Genomic DNA, 18,446 nt, shown 5'->3' with positions numbered 1-18,446 from the left:
CTTCTAGGCGGCGAACATGCCGGTCTGGGAGATGAGCCGGAGCAGGGCCAGGTCGTCGACGTCCATGTCCTGCGCGTACGCGTCGAAGAGCTCGCCCGCGCGCCTGCGGTTGACCTCGCGGGTGTGCCGGGCCGTCCAGCCGACCGGCGGGCGCAGCAGCAGCGACCACAGCGGCAGCAGCCGGGCGCCGCGCCGCAGCTTGTCGGTGAACCCGCCGACGCCGAAGTCGATCTCCTGGAGGTGCCGGGCCAGGCACATCCGGACCGGGGCGTGCGCCTGGAGCACCGGCTGCTCGGCGAAGTGGCCGGTGCGCCGGGGGTCGACCGTGATGCGGTGGGCGACCAGGCCGTCGCCGTGCTGGAAGACCAGCCGGTAGCCGACCGGGACGCCGTTGTGCGTTGCCATGATCACGTGAGCCGAGGCCGCGAGCGGTGAGGCGAGGTAGCGGCGCAGTTCCCGCTCGGCGGAGGTGGCCTCCTTGGGCGTCGGGTGCAGCCGGGCCAGGTCGGGCAGCAGGGCCGCCGTCAGCGGCAGCACCTTGACCACGCGGGCGCCGTCCTCGAAGACGCGCTCCTCGCGGTGGGCCAGCGTCCGCCGCGAGCGCGGCAGCGCCGCCAGGTGCTCCTCGAAGGTGGCCCCCTGGATCCGCATGGTGGTCCGCGCGTGGGTCAGGATGAGGGGCGCGCGCGGGAAGTAGCGGGACAGGCGGCCGGCCGTGGGGCCGTCGAGGTAGAGGATGACGGCCGCGCCGTCGTCGGGGATCGCGTACTCGACCGCGCGCGCCCACAGGTGCTCGTCGTCGGGGTGGCAGACGGGGACGGTGCGGTATCCGGCGGTCGCCCCGATCAGGGTGATCCTCCCCCACGCCTCCGGCGTGCGCAGCCGGCCGCCGCGCAGCATCGAGCCGAACAGCCGGGAGGGGTCGAGCATGGGGCGGGTGGGGGCCCGGTCGTAGTGGCTCATCGGCACCACCGTGCGCAGCGAGGGCCGCCCCGCGCCGCCGACCCAGCCGAGGGCCACCCCGTGCCAGGCGGCGGCGTCCGGGTCGGCGTGCGTCTGGTGCCAGGCCCGGCCGTTGAACAGCCCCGCCGCCGTACGGGGGACGAGCTCGTCCCACCGGGCCGGAGCCGAGCGGAGGGGGGCCATCGTCAGCCGGACCTCCTCGGTTCCCGGGCGTCTGACCGGAACCGGGGACTCCTCGTAGAAGGAGACGGCCGCCGAGTTCCCCGCCCTCATTGCAGGGCCTTCGCCATGCTGGGCGGCATCACCGGCCGCGCGGGCGCGGGCGGCTGTTCCTCCGCCGCCTCCGGTTCGGGTTCCGGCACGTTCTCCGGCACGACCTCCGCCACGACCTCCGCTGCCGCGTCCACCGGGGCTTCCACCGGGGCTTCTTGGGCCGGGACGGCGAGCGGTTCGATCATCAGCTGCGGCGCGGCGGCCGGGAGGGCGGGCGGCAGCGGCTCCAGAACGACCTGGGCGGGCACGGGCAGCGGGGTCGGCGCGGGCACGGGCACCGCGACGGTCACCGGCTGGGGCTCCGGTTCGCGGATGCGCTGGAACGACGGGGGCAGGAACGGCCACTCGGCCGGGATGTACAGGTGCTCGGCGCGCAGGTGGGCGGCCCGGAGCTGGGCGGCGCGCAGGGCGCACTCGCGCGGGCTGCGGCCCGTGACGACGGCCCGGCCGCCGGGCTCGTAGCGCTCGATCCAGCCCGCGTAGGGCAGGTCGTCGTCGAGGTCCTCCAGGCGGGGCGCGCGGATGTCGACGGGCGTCACGAGCGCGGCGCGGCGCTGGCGGTGCCGGTCCTGCGCGGGATCCTGGCCGCAGCTGATGGCCGCGGCCGCCGCCGGGATGTTGACCCCGGTGACGAGTTCGACGACGTGGCTGATCAGCGCGTCGGGCGGGCCGGCCCGCAGACCGGTCACGATCGCCCCGTCGTCGGACAGCAGCAGCTCGACGCCGCAGTGCCCGTCGTGCACGCCCACGGCCGCCACGGCGGCCTCGATCACCGAGACGACGTCGGCGTCGTCGGTCAGGGGGTCGGCGGCGTCGACGATCTCGTACTGACCGAACCGGCGGACCACCGCCACCCCGATCGGCGCGCCCGAGCGCACCCAGCACTCCACCGTGACCGGTGAACCCATCGGTACCTCCTCGACGAGAACGGCCCCGCTGTCGCCCGTGGCGGCCTGGGCTCCGGCGAACCCGGCCGGGATGCCGGCGAGGTCGTCCACCCGGCGCCGGGACAGGTTGCCCCCGGGGGTGCGCGCGACGAACAGGACCGGGCAGCCGATGAGCTGGGCGGCCCGGTCGGCCTCCTCCGGCGAGACGGCGAGGATCGAGCGGGGGGTGCGCATGCCCGCCGCCGCGAGCAGGACCTGGGTGCTGACGGGGTCGGCGCTGCCGATGGCGGCGGTCTCCCCGAAGGAGGGCAGCCCGAGCCGCAGCGCCGCCGCAGCCGCGACCTGCTGGTAGCGCGGCTCCCAGCAGATGACGCCCTGGACCCGGCGGGAGTAGCCCTCGATCGCCTCGGCGACGGCCGCGGCCGTCATGGCCGGAACGCGCAGCCGGTCCGCGATCGCCGGGGCGTCGCCCATGGGGAGACCGGTGGGGAGAAGGGTGTCGACGAGCACCACGTCGTAGCCGCCCTGGCGGACCTGGGCGAGCAGCGCCCCGGTGTCGCCGGGGCCGCCGGAGCCGATCAGCGCCACGGTGCCGCGGTGCGGGGCGGGGGTCCGCACGGCGACCCGGTGGGGCCAGGGCACCCGGCGCTCCAGGAGCCGGCTCTTCACGACCAGACGGTGCCGGGACATCGCCGTACGGGAGAGCGGGAGTCCGCCCCTTTCACCGTTCATAACGAACAGGTATTGCACGTTCACTTGACTTCCACCTTTACGGAGGAGGGTTCGCGCGGGCTTACTGCAAATGATGTTGGAAGTATTGACAGGCCGATGTCAAGCAGAATGGTGACGTACGGGGAAATGCATATCTGCCGTGAACTTGCCCACAGGACATACCACCACAAACTAGGGCAATCCAGACTCAAGTATCTTCCGTCACTTGCATTTCTGTAAAGGAATTTGACAAGAAGTCTTACAGCAGGACCGATACGGCTACCAGCACCTAAGACGTCGGTCAACCCCGTTTTTCACACGAGACCGAAACTCGGCACTATTGCGTTATTGCAGAAAGTAATTAAGCTCTCAACTTGTGTCAGACTCTTTGTCAGAACGCGAACGGAGGGTCATATGAGCATCCCGGCCGACGCCGTGACCCGAATGGTCCTCGCCAACGACGGATCAACCACACAATTACTCGCGGCATTACTCGGCCATCCGCTCCGCGTCCGTGTGCTCGACCAGCGAGGGGTCCCGTCCTCGCAAGTGAGACCACGGGCGGCTGTCAAGGCGCTGGTTCCCGGCGACGCCGACGCGCCGCTGGTCGTCCGGAAATCGCAGCTCGTCCGTCCGGACGGCCGGCCCATCTCGCACAACACGGTGATCATGACGTCGAGCCACCTGGTCGCCCGCAGCATCGTCGACGGCGGGGGGACGCCCCTCGGCCAGGTGCTGCAGGGGGCCGTCGAACAGCGCCGCGTGATCACCGAGACCGGGTGCCGGATGAGCGAGTGGGGCGGGGTCGGACGTCCCAGCGTCTACCGCTCCTACCTGGTCTTCGCCGGAGGCAGGCCGTTCCTCTACGTCGAAGAGCAGTTCCACCCCGCGATCGTGACCCCCATAAGGGACCTTCCCCTCCTGGAGGAGGACCCCAGGCCGTGGCCCAGGAAGGCCCGGCCGGCGCACCCCCGGCAAGGACCCGAGATGCACACGTACATCGGCGACGGCCGAGTCTCCCTCCCCCAGCCTCCCGTACCCGCGCGCAAGCCGGCCGAATGAGCGTCCTCACGCAGCAGCGAAGCGACGACGGCCTGCCGCCGCTGCTCACCGACCCACCCCGCCGCCTCCAGGGACGCGGACGGCCGGCGCCCAGCTCCCACAAGCGCCGGACCACCTTCCTGCCCGTCATCGTCTGCGCCGGGATCATGGGCATCACCATGGCCGACACGCTCGGCGCGACCCTCGGCGTGCCCCAGCTCGCCGCGAGCGACTTCGGGCCCTCCTCACCGATCGACACCCAGTGGCTGCTGACCGCCTTCGCCCTCCCGTACGCGGCGCTGCTGCCGGTCGGGGGGCGGCTCGCCGACGTGTTCGGCCCGCGGCGGCTGCTCACCATCGGGCTGTCCCTGTTCTCCCTCGCGGCGTTCTGCACGGTCGCCACTCCCCTGTGGAGCCTGCTGCTCGCCGCCCGCGCCGCCCAGGGGCTCGGCGCGGCGCTCATGGTCCCCGCCTCGCTGGCGATGCTGCTGGCGACGGTGCCCGCCTCCCGCAGGGCCGCCGCCATCGGCATCTGGAGCGCGTCGACGGGCGTCGCCGGCACCGCCATGTACGCCTTCGGCGGCTGGTTCAGCCAGAACATGGAGATCGGCTGGCGCGTCCTGTTCGTGCCCAGCGCGTTCATCACCCTGCTCCTGCTGACCCTGGCGATGACGCTGCCCCGGCCGCCCCACACCCGGGGGGTCGTGCCCGACATCATCGGCTGCCTGCTGCTGGGCGCCGCCCTGGCGATGCTCACCTGGGCGGTCGTCCAGTCACCCCGCCGAGGCTGGGACCCCTACGTCATCGGCGCGGTGTCCGGGGGGACCCTGATGCTGCTGGCGACGATGGCCAGGTCGGCCCACCACAAGGCCCCCGCCATCGACCTCGGCCTGTGGCGGAACGGCCGGTTCGCCCTGGCCGGTACCCTCTCGGCCCTCTACGGCCTGGTCTCGCTCCCCCTGCTGGTGGTCATGCCGCTGTTCCTCGGCGACGTGTGGCTCAAGTCGCCGGAGCTGATCGGCGCCATGATCGCCCCCAACGCGGCCGGTGTCCTCATCGGCAGCGTCATCGCCGGCAGCCTGACCAAGCGCAGCGGCCCCCGCACGGTCATCTACCTGGGCGCGGTCATCATCGCCGGAAGCTGCATCGGCCTGCTGCACCTGGTCATCGGCACCGGCCAGGCGCTCGACGTCACCCAGGTGTGGCTGCCGCTCAACGCCGCGCTGGGCCTCGGCTTCGGCCTGCTCAACGCGGGCTCCTCCGCGGCGGCGGCGCTGACCGCCGGCCCGGAGAAGCACGCCACGGCGGTCGGCGCGACCATGTCCGTCCGCCAGGTGGGCGGCACGATCGGCGTCGCCGTCACGGTCGTCCTGCTGGAGCGTCCCATGGTGGAGGCGCCGATGCCCGGCTACACGAGCGTCGTGCTCCTGTCGCTGGCCGTCGCGATCTTCGCGGGGGGCCTGGGCCTGGCCTTCGGCACCGCCGTGAAGTCCCGCCCTCAGGACCGTTCCAGCAAACGCGCCGCCCCCCGGCGGCAGGCACTCCCACCCGCATCCCCCCGGGCACTCCCGCCCGCCCCGCCACCCGCCCGCCGCCCGGTCCCGGCCGACCGCCCGGTGGCCCGAACCCCCGACCACCCGCCGATCCCGCAGCCGCGCCGCGCCGTCCCCCTGTCGGCGCCGGTCCCCGATCCCGTCGGCGACCCCGTCGCGGCCGAGATGCTGCGCACGCTGAAAGAGACGACCAGCCGCATCAACCTCATCGCCGACGTCCTGCTGGACCAGCAGCGCCCGAACCGGTGAGCCCCCGGGAACAAGCCTGCCCCGCGACCTGCTGCTCAGGTCACGGGGCAGGCTCTTTCACGTCTCAGGCGGTGACGCGCTCCACGACCAGGGGGAGCAGGCCCGGGTCGGTGTTCTCGGTGACCTCGTAGGCGCCGTCGAGGGACTCCAGGGCGCGGTCGAAGCGGCCCGTCTCGTCGGCGTGCAGGGTCATCAGCGGCTGGCCCTGGCGGACGATGTCGCCCGGCTTGGCGTGCAGCACGATCCCGGCGCCGAAGGACACCGGGTCCTCCTTGCGGGCCCGGCCCGCGCCCAGCCGCCAGGCCGCCACGCCGACGCCGAGGGCGTCGAGGGTGGTCAGCACGCCGGAGGCGGGGGCGGTGATCTCCATCGTCTCGGCCGCGCGGGGCAGCAGGGCGTCGGGGTCGCCGCCCTGGGCGCTGATCATGCGCCGCCAGGCGTCCATCGCCGAGCCGTCCTTGAGCGCCTGTTCCGGGTCCTTGCCCGAGACTCCGGCGGCTTCGAGCATCTCCCTGGCCAGGGTCAACGTCAGTTCGACCACGTCGGCGGGGCCGCCACCGGCCAGGACCTCGACCGACTCCTCGACTTCGAGGGCGTTGCCGATCTTCAGGCCCAGCGGGCGGTCCATGGCCGTGAGCAGGGCCACGGTGCGGACACCGGCGTCGGTGCCGAGTTCGACCATCGTCCGGGCCAGTTCCCGGGCGTCGGCCACGTTCTTCATGAACGCGCCGGAGCCGACCTTGACGTCCAGGACCAGCGAGCCGGTCCCTTCGGCGATCTTCTTCGACATGATCGAGGAGGCGATCAGCGGGATCGACTCGACGGTTCCGGTCACGTCGCGCAGGGCGTACAGCTTCTTGTCGGCGGGGGCGAGGCCGGTGCCTGCGGCGCAGACGACCGCGCCCGCCGAGCGGATGACGGCGAGCATCTCGTCGTTGGACAGGGACGCCTGCCAGCCGGGGATCGACTCCAGCTTGTCGAGCGTGCCGCCGGTGTGGCCGAGGCCCCGGCCGGACAGCTGCGGGACGTAGGCCCCGCAGGCCGCCACCAGCGGGGCCAGCGGCAGGGTGATCTTGTCGCCGACGCCGCCGGTCGAGTGCTTGTCGGCGGTCGGGCGGTCGAGCATCGACCAGTCCATCCGCTCGCCCGACCTGATCATCGCGGCGGTCCAGTCGGCGATCTCGCGCCGGTTCATCCCGTTGAGCAGGACGGCCATCGCCAGGGACGACATCTGCTCGTCGGCGATCGATCCGGACGTATAGGCGTCGATGACCCAGTCGATCTGGTCGGCCGAAAGCTCGCCCTTGTCACGCTTGGTGACGATGATGTCGATCGCGTCGAATGCCATTCATTTCCCCGAAAGATCGTCAGGCCCGAAGGCGAACGGCAGGAACTTCGCCATCGGCCACGGCCCCTCCGGCGTCTCCACCAGCAGTTCCGGACCGCCGTGCTCGAACAGCAGCTGACGGCACCGGCCACACGGCATCAGCAGTTCCTCGTGCCCGTCGACGCAGGTGAAGGCCACCAGACGGCCGCCGCCGGAGGCGTGCAGCGCCGACACCAGGCCGCACTCGGCGCACAGCCCGATGCCGTAGGAGGCGTTCTCGACGTTGCAGCCGGTCACAATCCGGCCGTCGTCCACCAGCGCCGCCGCGCCCACCGGGAAGTGGCTGTACGGCGCGTACGCGTGCCGCATGGCCTCCCCCGCCGCGGCGCGCAGGGCGTCCCAGTCAACCTTGGTCACTTCGCCTGTCCCCTCCGATAAGGCAACCCGTCGGCGGCCGGCATCCGCAGCCGCTGTGACGCCAGCGACAGCACCAGCAGCGTCGTCAGGTGCGGCGTGAACGACGTGAACTGCTCGGGGATCGTGTCGGTGACCGCGAACACCACGAGGATCGCGATGGCCGCGATCCCGGTCAGCAGGGCCGCCCGCGACCGCTGCAGCCGCACCAACTGCCAGATCGCCACGGCGACCAGCAGCAGCGCCACGACCAGCAGCAGCGCGTGGACGGAGGTGCCGCCCTGCCGCAGCTGGAGCGCGTCGGTGTAGCCGAACAGCCCCGCGCCGGCCGCCAGGCCGCCCGGACGCCAGTTGCCGAAGATGACCGTCGCCAGGCCGATGAACCCGCGTCCACCGGTCTGCCCCTCACGGTAGGTGCCCGCGGAGACGATCGCCAGGAACGCGCCGCCGAGGCCCGCGAAGACACCGGAGGCCAGCACCGCGACGTACTTGTAGAAGTAGACGTTGACGCCGAGCGACTCGGCCGCGACCGGCCGCTCGCCGACCGAGCGCAGGCGCAGCCCGAAGGCGGTGCGCCACAGCAGCCAGAAGGTCAGCGGTACGAGCAGCACACCCAGCAGGGTGAACAGCGACACGTTCTGGGTCAGGCCGCGCAGCACCCCGGCCAGGTCGGAGACGAAGAACCAGTGCTGGGACTCCAGGTCCTGGAGCGGACCTCCGATGCCCGGGATGCTGACCGTCTGCATCGCGGGGACGCGCGGCGACTGGGTGTCGCCGCCGCCCGCCATGTCGGCGAAGACCAGCGTCGACAGGTACTTGGTGACGCCCAGCCCGAGGATGTTCAGCGCGACGCCCGACACCACGTGGTCGACGCCGAAGGTGACGGTCGCCACGGCGTGCAGCAGCCCGCCCAGCACGCCGCCGACCGCGCCCGCCAGGACGCCCGCCCAGGCGTTGCCGGTCACGATGGCGCCCCAGGCCCCGAACCAGGTGCCGAGGATCATGATGCCCTCAAGCCCGATGTTGACCACGCCGGCCCGCTCGGACCACAGGCCGCCGAGGCCCGCGAGGCCGATCGGGACGGCCGCCATCAGGGCCGCGCCGATCGCGCCGCCGGAGGTGATGTCGTTGGCGCCGGTCAGCACCCGGGCGATGGAGAGCAGGAACAGCAGGGCGAGCAGCCCCAGGAGCAGGATCTGCCAGGTCAGCCTGAACTTCCGCGCCGGGGGCGCGGCGGCGGGGGCGGCCGTTGTCGTGGTGGTCACGCCGCCGCTCCTTCCTTCTCCGGGGTGGGCGCGGCGCCGGCCAGTTCCCGGCTGACCCGCTTCTGCTCGGCGACGACGCTGTAGCGGTGCGCGAGTTCGTACGCGATGACCACCGAGAGCACGATCACGCCCTGCATGATCGTGACGATCTCCGGTGAGATCTTGTGGAGGTCGAGGATGTTGGACGACACGTCCAGGAAGCCCCACAGCAGCGCGCCGAACGCGATGCCGACGGGGTTGTTGCGGCCTAGCAGCGCGATGGCGATGCCGGTGAAGCCGAGCCCGGCCTGGAAGTTCAGGCTGTAGCTGTAGGCCTCCCCGAGCAGCTGGGGCATGCCGATCAGACCGGCCATGCCGCCCGAGATCAGCATGGCGTACACGACCATGCGTTTGACGTTGACGCCGCTGGCCACGGCGGCCTGCTCCGACCGGCCGGTGGCGCGCAGGTCGAACCCGAAGCGGGTCTTGTTGAGCAGCACGTGGAAGCCGATGCCGACGGCGACGGCCAGGAAGATCAGGCCGAACACCTTCAGCGAGGAGCCGGGGACCAGCGCGACGCCGGGCACGTGGCCGGAGGCCGCGATCGGGGTGGTGCCGATGTTGTTGCCGCCCGCGATCGGCACCGCCCACTCGGCCAGCAGGTAGGCGCCCAGGCCGGTGGCGATGGTGTTCAGCATGATGGTCGAGATGACCTCGCTGACGCCCCGCGTCGCCTTGAGGATGCCGGCGATGCCCGCCCAGGCCGCGCCGACCAGCATCGCGACCAGGATGATCAGGATCGGGTGGAACGGCGCGGGCAGCGTGACCGCGCCGCCGACCGCCGCCGCGACCAGCCCGGCGAGCCGGTACTGACCGTCGACGCCGATGTTGAACAGGTTCATCCGGAACCCGAGGGCCACCGCGAGCGCCGACAGGTAGTAGGTCGTGGCGTAGTTGAGGATCAGCACGAGCGACCGGGGCTGGGAGCCGTAGTCGACCATCGTGACGAAGGTGTCGAGCACCGGGTTGCCGGTGAGGCTGAGCACGATCGAGGTGACGACCGCGGCGAACAGGATCGCCAGCAGGGGGGCGGCCAGCGACACCCATCCGGTCAGCTTCACCCGTCCGAGCAGCCGGTCGGTGAATGACGAGGTCATGCTTCCTCCCCGGCGCCGGTCATCGCGGAGCCGAGCTGTTCGGGGGTGACGGTCGCGGGGTCGAACTCGGCGACGATCTCACCGCGGTGGATGACCTTGAGCCAGTCGGACAGCCCGATCAGCTCGTCGAGGTCGGCCGAGATCAGCAGCACCGCGAGCCCGGCCGCGCGGGCGGTCCGCAGGTGGTCCCAGATGGCGGCCTGGGCGCCGACGTCGACGCCCCGGGTCGGGTGGGCGGCGATGAGCAGCTTCGGCTCACCGCTCATCTCCCGGCCCACGATGAGCTTCTGCTGGTTGCCGCCGGACAGGGCGGAGGCGAAGACGTCGATCCCGGGGGTCCGCACGTCGTACTGGTCGACGATGCGCTGGGTGTCGGCGCGGGCGCCCTTGCGGTTGATCCACCAGCCCCGGACGTTGACCTTCTCCGTCATGTGGCCGAGGATCCGGTTCTCCCAGAGGGGTGCCTCCAGGAGCAGGCCGTGGCGGTGCCGGTCCTCGGGGATGTAGCCGATCCCGGCGTCGCGGCGGCGCAGCGTCGTCCAGTCGGTGATCTCGACCCCGTCGAGCCTGACCACGCCGGCCGCCGGGCGCATGCCCATGATCGCCTCGACCAGCTCGGCCTGCCCGTTGCCCTCCACACCGGCGATGCCCAGGACCTCGCCCTTGTGGATGGTGAGCGACACGTCCGCGAGCAGCAGCCGGCCGCCCTCCTGGCGCATCCGGTCCATGTAGAACGACGCGGGCGTGCCCTTGGGAATGGGCCGCCAGGTGCCGGCGGCCATCGTCAGGCCCTCGACCTCCAGGGCCACCACGTCGGTCACGGTCGACTCGCGGGTCTCCGGGCTGGGCAGCTCGCTGCCGACCATCAGCTCGGCGAGCTGGCGCGCGGTGACCCCCTCGGGGTTCACCTCGGCCACGGTCGTGCCGCGCCGGATGACCGTGATCGCGTCGGCGACCTTGAGCACCTCGTCGAGGTGGTGGGAGATGAAGATGATCGTGATGCCCTCACGGACCAGGCCGTGGAGGTTGTCGAACAGCTCGTCGACCTCGTGGGGGACGAGGACGGCGGTCGGCTCGTCGAGGATGAGGATGCGGGCGCCCCGGTAGAGGACCTTGAGGATCTCCACCCGCTGGCGGGCGCCGACGCCGATGTCCTCGACCAGGGCGTCGGGGTCGATGCCCAGGCCGTACGCGTCGGAGATCTGCCTGATCTTGGTGCGGGCGGCGGCGAAGTCGAGGGCCAGGCCGCCCTTCTTCGGCTCGCTGCCGAGGATGACGTTCTCCAGCACCGTCAGGTTGTCGGCCAGCATGAAGTGCTGGTGCACCATGCCGATTCCGGCGGAGATCGCGTCGCCCGGGGTGTGGAAGGTCACCGGGGTGCCGTTGACGCGGATCTCGCCCTCGTCGGGCCGCTGCATACCGTAGAGGATCTTCATGAGGGTCGACTTGCCGGCGCCGTTCTCCCCCACGATGGCGTGGATGTGCCCCTTCTGGACCGTCAGATGGATGTCGCGGTTGGCGACGACACCCGGGAACCGCTTGGTGATCCCCTCAAGCTGGACGGCGACCTCGGAGACGGTGGTCTCGGTGCTGATGCTGGCCTCCTGCGTAAGCGTGCCAAGAGGCCCGGTGGGGATCACCGGGCCTCTCGACGTCACGTCGCCGTCTTATTCCTTGGGAACGGTGATCTCGCCGCTCGCGATCTTGGCCTTGTACTCGTCGAGCTTGGTCTTGATGTCGTCGACCTTGCCGCCGGTCGTCGAGTAGTCGACGCCGCCCGCCGCGAGGTCGTAGACCTTCGGGCCGGCCGCGACCGAGCCGCTGGTGAAACTCTTGATGAAGTCGAAGACCGCGACGTCGACCTTCTTCAGCATCGAGGTGATGATGACGTCGGCGACCGTCGGGTCGGCGGTCTTGGCCTGGTCGGAGTCGACGCCGATCGCCATGCCGCCCGCGGCCTTGGCGGCCTCGAAGACGCCCGCGCCCGAACCGCCGGCGGCCTGGTAGACCACGTCGGCGCCCGCGTCGAACATGCCCTCGGCGGCCGTCTTGCCCTTGGCCGGGTCGCCGAAGCCGGAGAAGTCCGGCGGCTGGGTGAGGTACTTCGACTGGATCTTGATGTCCGGCTTGACGGCCTTGGCGCCCGCCTCGAAACCGGCCTGGAACTTCTTGATCAGGGGAACCTCGACGCCGCCGACGAAGCCGACGTCGCCCTTGGTCGACTTCAGCGCCGCCGCAGCGCCGACCAGGAACGAGCCCTGCTCCTCGGCGAAGACCAGGTTCGAGATGTTGGCGCCCTTGGCGGCGTCGTCGTCGACGATCGCGAACTTGGTGTCGGGGAACTCGGCCGCGACCTTGGCGACCGACGCGGAGTAGGCGAAGCCGACCGCGATGACCGGGTTGAAGCCGCCCGAGGCGAGCAGCCGCAGGCGCTCCTCCTTGGCCGACTCGGCCTCGCCGTTGCCGGCCTCCAGCTCGTTGACCTCGACGCCGAGCTCGGCCTTGGCCTTGTCGAGGCCGGCGGCGGCGGAGTCGTTGAAGGACTGGTCGCCACGGCCGCCGATGTCGTACGCGAGACCGACCTTGGCGCCGGAGGCCGCCGGGGCCGACGCCGCGTCGGTCGGCGCGGCGCTGGGAGCGCCCTCAGTGGTGTCGCCACCGCCACAGGCGGCGGCGGCAAGCAGCATCGCACCGGTGGCGGCACCGGCGACGACCTTGCCAAAACGATTGCGGAGCAAGGTGGGACTCCCCTTCCGTGACGTTCACTTCCGTCGCACGCGCGAAGGAACGCACGGCAACCTGCACGGAAGATAGTTGTTCCGGAAGGATGCTCAAAACGCCAGCACAGCTCCGCAATCACCCTGTTATGCAGCTCATCCCACCTTGTGACCGAGTCAGGTCAGAAGTGCCTCCGACTCCGAGCCCCTGCGGACCGCCGTGCGCTGCCCGTCCCAGAGGGCGGTCAGGGCGGTGGCGGCCAGCACCCGGACGCCCACACCCACGCAGCGCTCGTCGACGTCGAACGTCGCCTGGTGGATGTCGAAGTCGCGGTTGTCGCCCCGGGTGCGCACGCCCAGCCGGGCCAGCGCGCCGGGGACCGACTCCAGGTACCACGCGAAGTCCTCGCCGCCGAGCGACTGGGAGGTCGGCGCGGGCGCGTCGGGCCCGAGGACCTGGATCGCGGCGTCGCGGAACATCTCCACGCTGGCGGCGTCGTTGACCGTGGGCGGCACGCCGCGCCGGTAGTCGAGCTCGGCCTCCACGCCGTAGGCGCCCGCGACCCCGTCGAGCAGCGCCTTGATCAGGTCGGGGGCGGCGTGCCAGGCCTCGTCCTCCAGGCACCGGACGGTGCCCTCGATCACGCCGTCCTCCGGGATCACGTTGCCGACCGACCCCGCCTGGACGCGGCCCCAGACCAGGGACAGCGACGAGCGCGGGTCGACCCGGCGGCTGAGGGCCGCGGGCAGCTCGGTGACGATCTTCGCCAGGGCGTAGACCAGGTCGGCCGTCAGGTGCGGGCGGGCGGTGTGGCCGCCGGGGCCGCGCAGCCGGACGGTGAGCCGGTCGCAGGCCGCCGTGATGCCGCCGGAGCGCAGGCCGAGCTGGCCCACCTCCAGGCGCGGGTCGCAGTGGAGCGCGAACACCCGGTCGAGCCCGCTGATGCCGCCGGCCGCCATGACCTCCAGCGCGCCCTCGACGATCTCCTCGGCCGGCTGGAAGATCAGCCGGACCCGGCCCGGCAGCAGCCCGGCCGCCGCCTGGCGGGCCAGGAAGACGCCGGTGCCCGCCAGGATCGCGGTGTGCACGTCGTGGCCGCAGGCGTGGCAGCGACCCGGCTGGAGAGACCGGTAGGGCACGTCCTTCTCGTCGGGCATGGCGAGGGCGTCCATGTCGGCGCGCAGGCCGATGGTGGGGCCGCCGCCGGGCCCGATGTCGCAGAGGATCCCGGTGCCCCGGGGCAGGATCTGGGGTTCCAGACCGGCCCCCTTCAGCAGGTCCACGACCTTGCCGGTGGTCCGGTGCTCGTTGAACGCGAGCTCGGGGTGCATGTGGATGTCGCGCCGCAGCGCGACGAGCTCACTCTCGTGAGCGGCGAGGAACGCGTCCAGCTCCCCCGTAAGACCATGTCCCTCGGGGGACTCCGTCTCCTGATCATGTCCCTGCATGATCTGCTCCATCTGCCTTCCTCGCGGTGACGAACCGGTCTTGGGCCAGCTCGGTAATGGTCGCGTCGACAACGTCTTCAAGAGTTCCACCGGCGGCGAGAATTCCCCGCTGCCGCTCGCACGAGCTGCCCTGGTCGAGGACGTCGCCCAGAACGGCCAGTTCATCGGCGCAGCCGAGCCTCTCGGCCACCGGTTCGAGTTCGCGCCGGAGTTCGTACAGCATGTCGCGCAGCGGGGCGGTCGAGCCCTTGTCGTCGGTGACGACGACGGCGTCCAGCCCGTAGCGGGTGGCCCGCCACTTGTTGTCGCGCACGACCCAGGCCGCCGGGCTCGGAAGCTTGTAGCCCCGGTCGAGCTGCTGGTCGAACTGCGTCACGAGACACTGCGACAAGGCGGTCACCATGCCGACCTCACGGAGGGTCGGGATGCCGTCGAACATGCGGATCTCGATCGTGCCGAAGTCGGGATGGGGCCGAATGTCCCACCAGACCTCTTTGATGCTTTTGATGGTGCCGGCACGAATCAGGGTCTCCATGTACTCCTCGAACCCCGCCCAGTCCGCCAGTAAATGCGGCGGCCCGGCCGTGGGCAGTGCCCCAAAGACGATTGCCCGGCTGGAGGCGAGCCCGGTGTCTTGGCCGCCCCAGAACGGGCTGGAGGTCGTCAGCGCCAGGAAATGCGGCAGGTAGGCCGCAAGTGCGTTGACTATGGGAATGACTTTATCTCGTTCCCGCACTCCGACGTGAACATGTACGCCGAATGTTTGGATGCGCCATGCCAGCCACTGCATCTCCTCGACGAGTTCGGCGTAACGCTGGTTCGGCGAATATTGGGCGTCCCGCCAGTCGCTGATCGCGTGGGTCCCGGTGCAGGCCAGCGAGACCCCTCGCGGTTCGGCGACCTCCCGCAGCCGGGTGAGACTGCGTTCCAGGTCCTGTACGGCCTCCGCCGCCGTGTGGCAGATGTCCGTCACGATCTCGATCTGCGACTGCATGAGCTCGTGCATGGCTTTTGGCCGGGCGCTCTCGCTCAGATCGGGCACCGCGGCGAGGATCTCGCGCGCGTCCTGCCGGAGTCTGCGCGTGTGCGTGTCGACGAGCTGTAGCTCCCACTCGACGCCCAGAGTCGCACCGCGGGACGGATTGAACTCGATCGGCACAACAACCTCCATAGTCCATCGTCTCAGGCACCGTCACCCGGTGTGGCGTTAATCGGCCAAACCGAAAGCCCACATCCGATCAAGGCCTCTTGTGCATCGTGACCTCTCACCCCAGATCAGCCAACTGCCCCCAAACGGTCTTTCAACCAGTAGGGTCCAATGCGTACGCCTGCGATCTTTGGGGGATCTTTCGCGATATGCGTAGATGTACGAGTGCCCTCAGCCTCGCCGTCCTCACGACCGGCCTGCTCGTGGGAGGGCAGCCCGCCCTGGCGGCCGACGCGATCGGCGGGCCCCAGCTGGCCGGCACGGGCCTGATCGCCCCGGTGGGCCTGAAGGCGCCGCCGAAGACCAAGGCGAGCTCGTACGTGATCGCCGACGCCGACACCGGCGAGGTGCTGGCGGCCAAGAACCCGCACGGGAGGTTCCTCCCGGCCAGCACGCTGAAGGCGCTGACGGCCCTCACGCTGATCCCCAGGCTCGACAAGAACAAGACGGTCAAACCGAGCCGGCAGGCCGTCAACGAGGAGGGCAGCGCGGTCGGCCTCGTGCCCAAGCCCATCTACAAGGTCCACGACCTGCTCAGGGCCCTGATGATGGTCAGCGGCAACGACTGCGCCAACGCCCTGTCGGAGGCCAACGGCGGCATCCCCGCCACCCTCGCCGACATGAACGAGGTGGCCAAGAAGCTCCAGGCCAACGACACGGTCGCCAAGACCCCCAGCGGCCTCGACAAGCCGGGCCAGAGCAGCTCGGCCTACGACCTGGCGCTGATCGCCCGCGCCGGCCTGAAGCTCAAGGACTTCCGCGAGTACATCTCCACCAAGACCGCCAAGTTCCCGGCGCCCAAGGGCCACTACGAGATCGGCAACCACAACAAGATGTTGTGGACCTACGACGGCATGATCGGCGTCAAGAACGGCTGGACGTCCAAGGCCTTCGGCAGCTTCGTCGGCGCGGCGCGGCGCGACGGCCACACGATCATCGTGTCGGTCATGCGCCACGAGGAGTCGTTCTGGAAGGACGTCGAGGCGCTCATGAACTGGGGCTTCGCCAACCGCGGCAAGAACACCGCCGTGGGCGCCCTGGTCGAGCCACTGCCCGACGCGCCGCCGTCGCCGCCGCCCTCGGCCCTGGCGGCTCCGGTGCCGGAGGGCAACGCCGCCGCGGCCGAGCCAGCCCGGCCGCGCGAGGGCGAGGGTTCGGGGATGCTCGCCACGATCGTCCTGGGCGGCGGGCTGGCCGCCGGGGCGGGCCTGCTCGGCTGGGGCATCCGCCGCAGGCGGCGTCAGTCGCCGACGTCGTAGCCGTCATGGGTGGCCGGGGCGGGGCTCGGCTGCGGCGGCGGGCCGAGGGTGGCGGTGGCTGTCCAGGCCGCGCTGTAGAAGATCACCCGGGCTGACAGGTTGATCCACAGCAGCAGCCCGACCATGACCGTGAACGCGCCGTAGAGCGAGTTGTTCGCCAGGGTGTGCGACAGGATCAGCGTCGCCGACTGCTTGAGCACGCCGAACAGCACCGCGCCGAGCAACGCCCCGCGCAGCACCACCTTGAACGGCTGCGTGGGCCTGGCCAGCCACCAGAACATGACCAGGAACACGAGGGTGTCGGCGGCCAGCGAGGCCGCGATGCCGACGACGACCAGGCTGGCCGAGCCGAGCCAGGAGTCGCCGAACCCGAGCCAGTGGGCCACCGTCGTCGTCGCGCCGCTGGCCACGCCGGACACGACCGTCGAGAGGACCATCGCGAGGCCGATGAGGATCAGCGCGATCAGGTCGTACAGCTTCCCGAGGAAGAAGTTCACCGGGGGCTTGCGGTTCATCCAGACGTCGCCGAGCGCGGTGCGCAGCGTGTCGACCGCGCCGAGGCCCGAGTAGAGCAGGCCGATGAGGCCGATGATCGTGGCGGCGCTGCGGGCCTCGGCCAGATAGCTCAGGTCGAGCTTGTCGGCCAGGCCCGGGAGCTGCTCGTTGATCGCGCTGCTCAGGGTCTGCAGCGCGTCGGGCCGGAACGTGACGACGTAGCCGAACACCGCGAACGCCAGCGCGATGATCGGGAAGAACGACAGGAACGCGAAGTAGGTCACCGCGCCGGCCAGCCGGTCGCCGTGGAGAGTCTGGTAGCGGTGCAGCGTGAGGATCAGGTGGTCGACCCACCGGAAGCGGATCCGTGCGCTCTCGGTTCTCGCGCGGCCCCAGGCCTTCACCACATCGATGGACTGGAGGGAGGACTGGACCGCGCGCTTGATCACGCCCCGGGTACTACCCCTGGGTGGGCAGGAAACCCATCGCGTCGCGGGCCTTCTCCATGGTCTCCTGGGCCACCGCGCGCGCCTTGCCCGCGCCGATCGCCAGCATGCGGTCGAGCTCGGCCTCGTTGGCGAGCAGCTTCTCGGCCCGCTCGCGGATCGGCGTGAAGGTCTCGATGACGGCCTCGGCGACGTCCTTCTTGAAGGTGCCGTAGCCCGCGCCGACGTAGCGCGCCTCCAGGTCGGGGATCGAGGTGGCGGTCAGCGCCGACAGGATGCGCAGCAGGTTGGTGACGCCCGGCTTGTTCTCGTCGTCGGCGACGATCTCGCTGCCGGTGTCGGTGACCGCGCGCATGACCTTCTTGCGCAGGGGGCCCGGGTCTTCGAGGACGTCGAGGATGCCCTGGGGGCTGGACGACGACTTCGACATCTTCGCCGTCGGGTCCTGCAGGTCGGTGATCTTCTCGACGGCCTTCACGATGTGCGGGTTGGGCACCGTGAACACCTGGCCGTAGCGCGCGTTGAAGCGCTGGGCGAGGTCGCGGGTCAGCTCGATGTGCTGCTTCTGGTCGGCGCCCACCGGGACCTGGTCGGTCTGGTAGAGCAGGATGTCGGCGGCCTGCAGGATCGGGTAGGTGAACAGGCCCACCGAGGCCGAGCCCTCACCGTATTTGGCCGACTTGTCCTTGAACTGGGTCATCCGCCCGGCCTCGCCCATGCCGGTCAGGCAGTTGAGCATCCAGGCCAGCTCGGAGTGCTCGCGCACGTGGCTCTGCACGAACACCGACGACCGCTCGGGGTCGAGGCCGCAGGCGAACAGCTGCGCGGCGGCGGTGCGGGTGCGGGCGCGCAGCTCGGCCGCGGTCGGCGTGATCGTGATGGCGTGGAGGTCGACCACCATGTAGAACGCGTCGTGCGTCTCCTGGAGCGGGACCCACTGGCGGACCGCACCTAGGTAGTTGCCGAGGTGGAAGGAGTCCGACGTGGGCTGGATGCCGGAAAGAACACGAGGGCGAGCCATGTACGTCATTCTTCCAGCAACCCCAGGCTGGTC

Annotated in this window: 15 protein-coding genes; 3 read left to right on the top strand and 12 right to left on the bottom strand. The window is 70.8% G+C overall.

What is annotated here, in order from left to right; genetic code table 11:
- Positions 1–3 precede the first annotated feature (3 nt).
- On the bottom strand, positions 4–1,236 hold the full coding sequence (locus AW270_RS31085; protein ID WP_061299687.1) for a GNAT family N-acetyltransferase: 1,233 nt from the start codon (positions 1,234–1,236) through the stop codon (positions 4–6).
- Positions 1,233–2,792, bottom strand: a complete 1,560-nt coding sequence (locus tag AW270_RS31080) for an ATP-grasp domain-containing protein (RefSeq protein WP_157522864.1) — start codon at positions 2,790–2,792, stop codon at positions 1,233–1,235. The genes AW270_RS31085 and AW270_RS31080 overlap by 4 nt, the downstream gene beginning before the upstream one ends.
- Before the next feature lie 456 nt (positions 2,793–3,248).
- On the opposite strand from AW270_RS31080, the gene AW270_RS31075 reads away from it, so the two are divergent.
- Both AW270_RS31075 and AW270_RS31070 read left to right on the top strand, forming a co-directional pair.
- Entirely contained in the window at positions 3,249–3,896 is a 648-nt protein-coding gene (locus AW270_RS31075) for a chorismate pyruvate-lyase family protein (protein WP_061299685.1), read from the top strand.
- Positions 3,893–5,677, top strand: coding sequence for an MFS transporter (locus AW270_RS31070; RefSeq protein ID WP_061299684.1), 1,785 nt, complete (start codon positions 3,893–3,895; stop codon positions 5,675–5,677). The genes AW270_RS31075 and AW270_RS31070 overlap by 4 nt, the downstream gene beginning before the upstream one ends.
- Before the next feature lie 64 nt (positions 5,678–5,741).
- On the opposite strand, the gene AW270_RS31065 is transcribed toward AW270_RS31070, so the two are convergent.
- The 8 genes from AW270_RS31065 to AW270_RS31030 all read right to left on the bottom strand — a co-directional run bounded on the left by AW270_RS31065 (position 5,742) and on the right by AW270_RS31030 (position 15,144).
- Positions 5,742–7,025, bottom strand: coding sequence for a thymidine phosphorylase (locus AW270_RS31065; RefSeq protein WP_061299683.1), 1,284 nt, complete (start codon positions 7,023–7,025; stop codon positions 5,742–5,744).
- Positions 7,026–7,421: a cytidine deaminase gene (locus AW270_RS40795; protein ID WP_061299682.1), complete on the bottom strand. Its 396-nt coding sequence runs from the start codon at positions 7,419–7,421 to the stop codon at positions 7,026–7,028.
- Complete coding sequence (locus AW270_RS40790; RefSeq protein WP_061299681.1) at positions 7,418–8,683, bottom strand: ABC transporter permease; 1,266 nt, start codon at positions 8,681–8,683, stop codon at positions 7,418–7,420. The genes AW270_RS40795 and AW270_RS40790 overlap by 4 nt, the downstream gene beginning before the upstream one ends.
- Entirely contained in the window at positions 8,680–9,819 is a 1,140-nt protein-coding gene (locus AW270_RS31050) for an ABC transporter permease (RefSeq protein WP_061299680.1), read from the bottom strand. Before AW270_RS31050 ends, AW270_RS40790 begins: the two co-directional genes overlap by 4 nt.
- The gene (locus AW270_RS31045; protein WP_061299750.1) at positions 9,816–11,414 is read right to left on the bottom strand and encodes an ABC transporter ATP-binding protein; all 1,599 of its coding nucleotides are present in this window, start codon (positions 11,412–11,414) and stop codon (positions 9,816–9,818) included. The genes AW270_RS31050 and AW270_RS31045 overlap by 4 nt, the downstream gene beginning before the upstream one ends.
- 72 nt (positions 11,415–11,486) lie before the next feature.
- Positions 11,487–12,557: a BMP family lipoprotein gene (locus AW270_RS31040; RefSeq protein WP_218009389.1), complete on the bottom strand. Its 1,071-nt coding sequence runs from the start codon at positions 12,555–12,557 to the stop codon at positions 11,487–11,489.
- 156 nt (positions 12,558–12,713) lie between these two features.
- The gene (locus AW270_RS31035; RefSeq protein ID WP_061299749.1) at positions 12,714–13,985 is read right to left on the bottom strand and encodes an amidohydrolase; all 1,272 of its coding nucleotides are present in this window, start codon (positions 13,983–13,985) and stop codon (positions 12,714–12,716) included.
- On the bottom strand, positions 13,972–15,144 hold the full coding sequence (locus tag AW270_RS31030) for a glutamate--cysteine ligase (RefSeq protein ID WP_061299748.1): 1,173 nt from the start codon (positions 15,142–15,144) through the stop codon (positions 13,972–13,974). The genes AW270_RS31035 and AW270_RS31030 overlap by 14 nt, the downstream gene beginning before the upstream one ends.
- A 197-nt stretch (positions 15,145–15,341) precedes the next feature.
- Between AW270_RS31030 and AW270_RS31025 the strand changes: the two genes are divergently transcribed.
- Positions 15,342–16,451: a D-alanyl-D-alanine carboxypeptidase family protein gene (locus tag AW270_RS31025; protein ID WP_061299678.1), complete on the top strand. Its 1,110-nt coding sequence runs from the start codon at positions 15,342–15,344 to the stop codon at positions 16,449–16,451.
- Here AW270_RS31025 and AW270_RS31020 read toward each other — a convergent pair.
- Positions 16,433–17,395, bottom strand: coding sequence for a YihY/virulence factor BrkB family protein (locus AW270_RS31020; RefSeq protein WP_245674941.1), 963 nt, complete (start codon positions 17,393–17,395; stop codon positions 16,433–16,435). The two genes, AW270_RS31025 and AW270_RS31020, sit on opposite strands and share 19 nt — an antisense overlap.
- A gap of 10 nt (positions 17,396–17,405) precedes the next feature.
- Positions 17,406–18,413 carry a tryptophan--tRNA ligase gene (gene trpS / locus AW270_RS31015; protein WP_082801966.1) on the bottom strand — a complete coding sequence of 336 codons (1,008 nt, stop codon included), beginning with the start codon at positions 18,411–18,413 and terminating at the stop codon, positions 17,406–17,408.
- Positions 18,414–18,446 lie beyond the last annotated feature (33 nt).

The sequence above is a fragment of the Herbidospora cretacea genome (assembly GCF_001570605.1).
GTDB lineage: Bacteria > Actinomycetota > Actinomycetes > Streptosporangiales > Streptosporangiaceae > Herbidospora > Herbidospora cretacea.
Note: the sequence above shows the minus strand (reverse complement) of the source record. Positions and strands in the feature narration are given on the sequence as shown.

Bases quoted from the DNA above. Each gene is read 5' to 3' on its own strand.
- AW270_RS31085 (WP_061299687.1), bottom strand. From the start codon at position 1,236: ATGAGGGCGGGGAACTCGGCGGCCGTCTCCTTCTACGAGGAGTCCCCG.
- AW270_RS31075 (WP_061299685.1), top strand. From the start codon at position 3,249: ATGAGCATCCCGGCCGACGCCGTGACCCGAATGGTCCTCGCCAACGAC.
- AW270_RS31070 (WP_061299684.1), top strand. From the start codon at position 3,893: ATGAGCGTCCTCACGCAGCAGCGAAGCGACGACGGCCTGCCGCCGCTG.
- AW270_RS31065 (WP_061299683.1), bottom strand. From the start codon at position 7,025: ATGGCATTCGACGCGATCGACATCATCGTCACCAAGCGTGACAAGGGC.
- AW270_RS31050 (WP_061299680.1), bottom strand. From the start codon at position 9,819: ATGACCTCGTCATTCACCGACCGGCTGCTCGGACGGGTGAAGCTGACC.
- AW270_RS31035 (WP_061299749.1), bottom strand. From the start codon at position 13,985: ATGCAGGGACATGATCAGGAGACGGAGTCCCCCGAGGGACATGGTCTT.
- AW270_RS31025 (WP_061299678.1), top strand. From the start codon at position 15,342: ATGCGTAGATGTACGAGTGCCCTCAGCCTCGCCGTCCTCACGACCGGC.
- trpS (WP_082801966.1), bottom strand. From the start codon at position 18,413: ATGGCTCGCCCTCGTGTTCTTTCCGGCATCCAGCCCACGTCGGACTCC.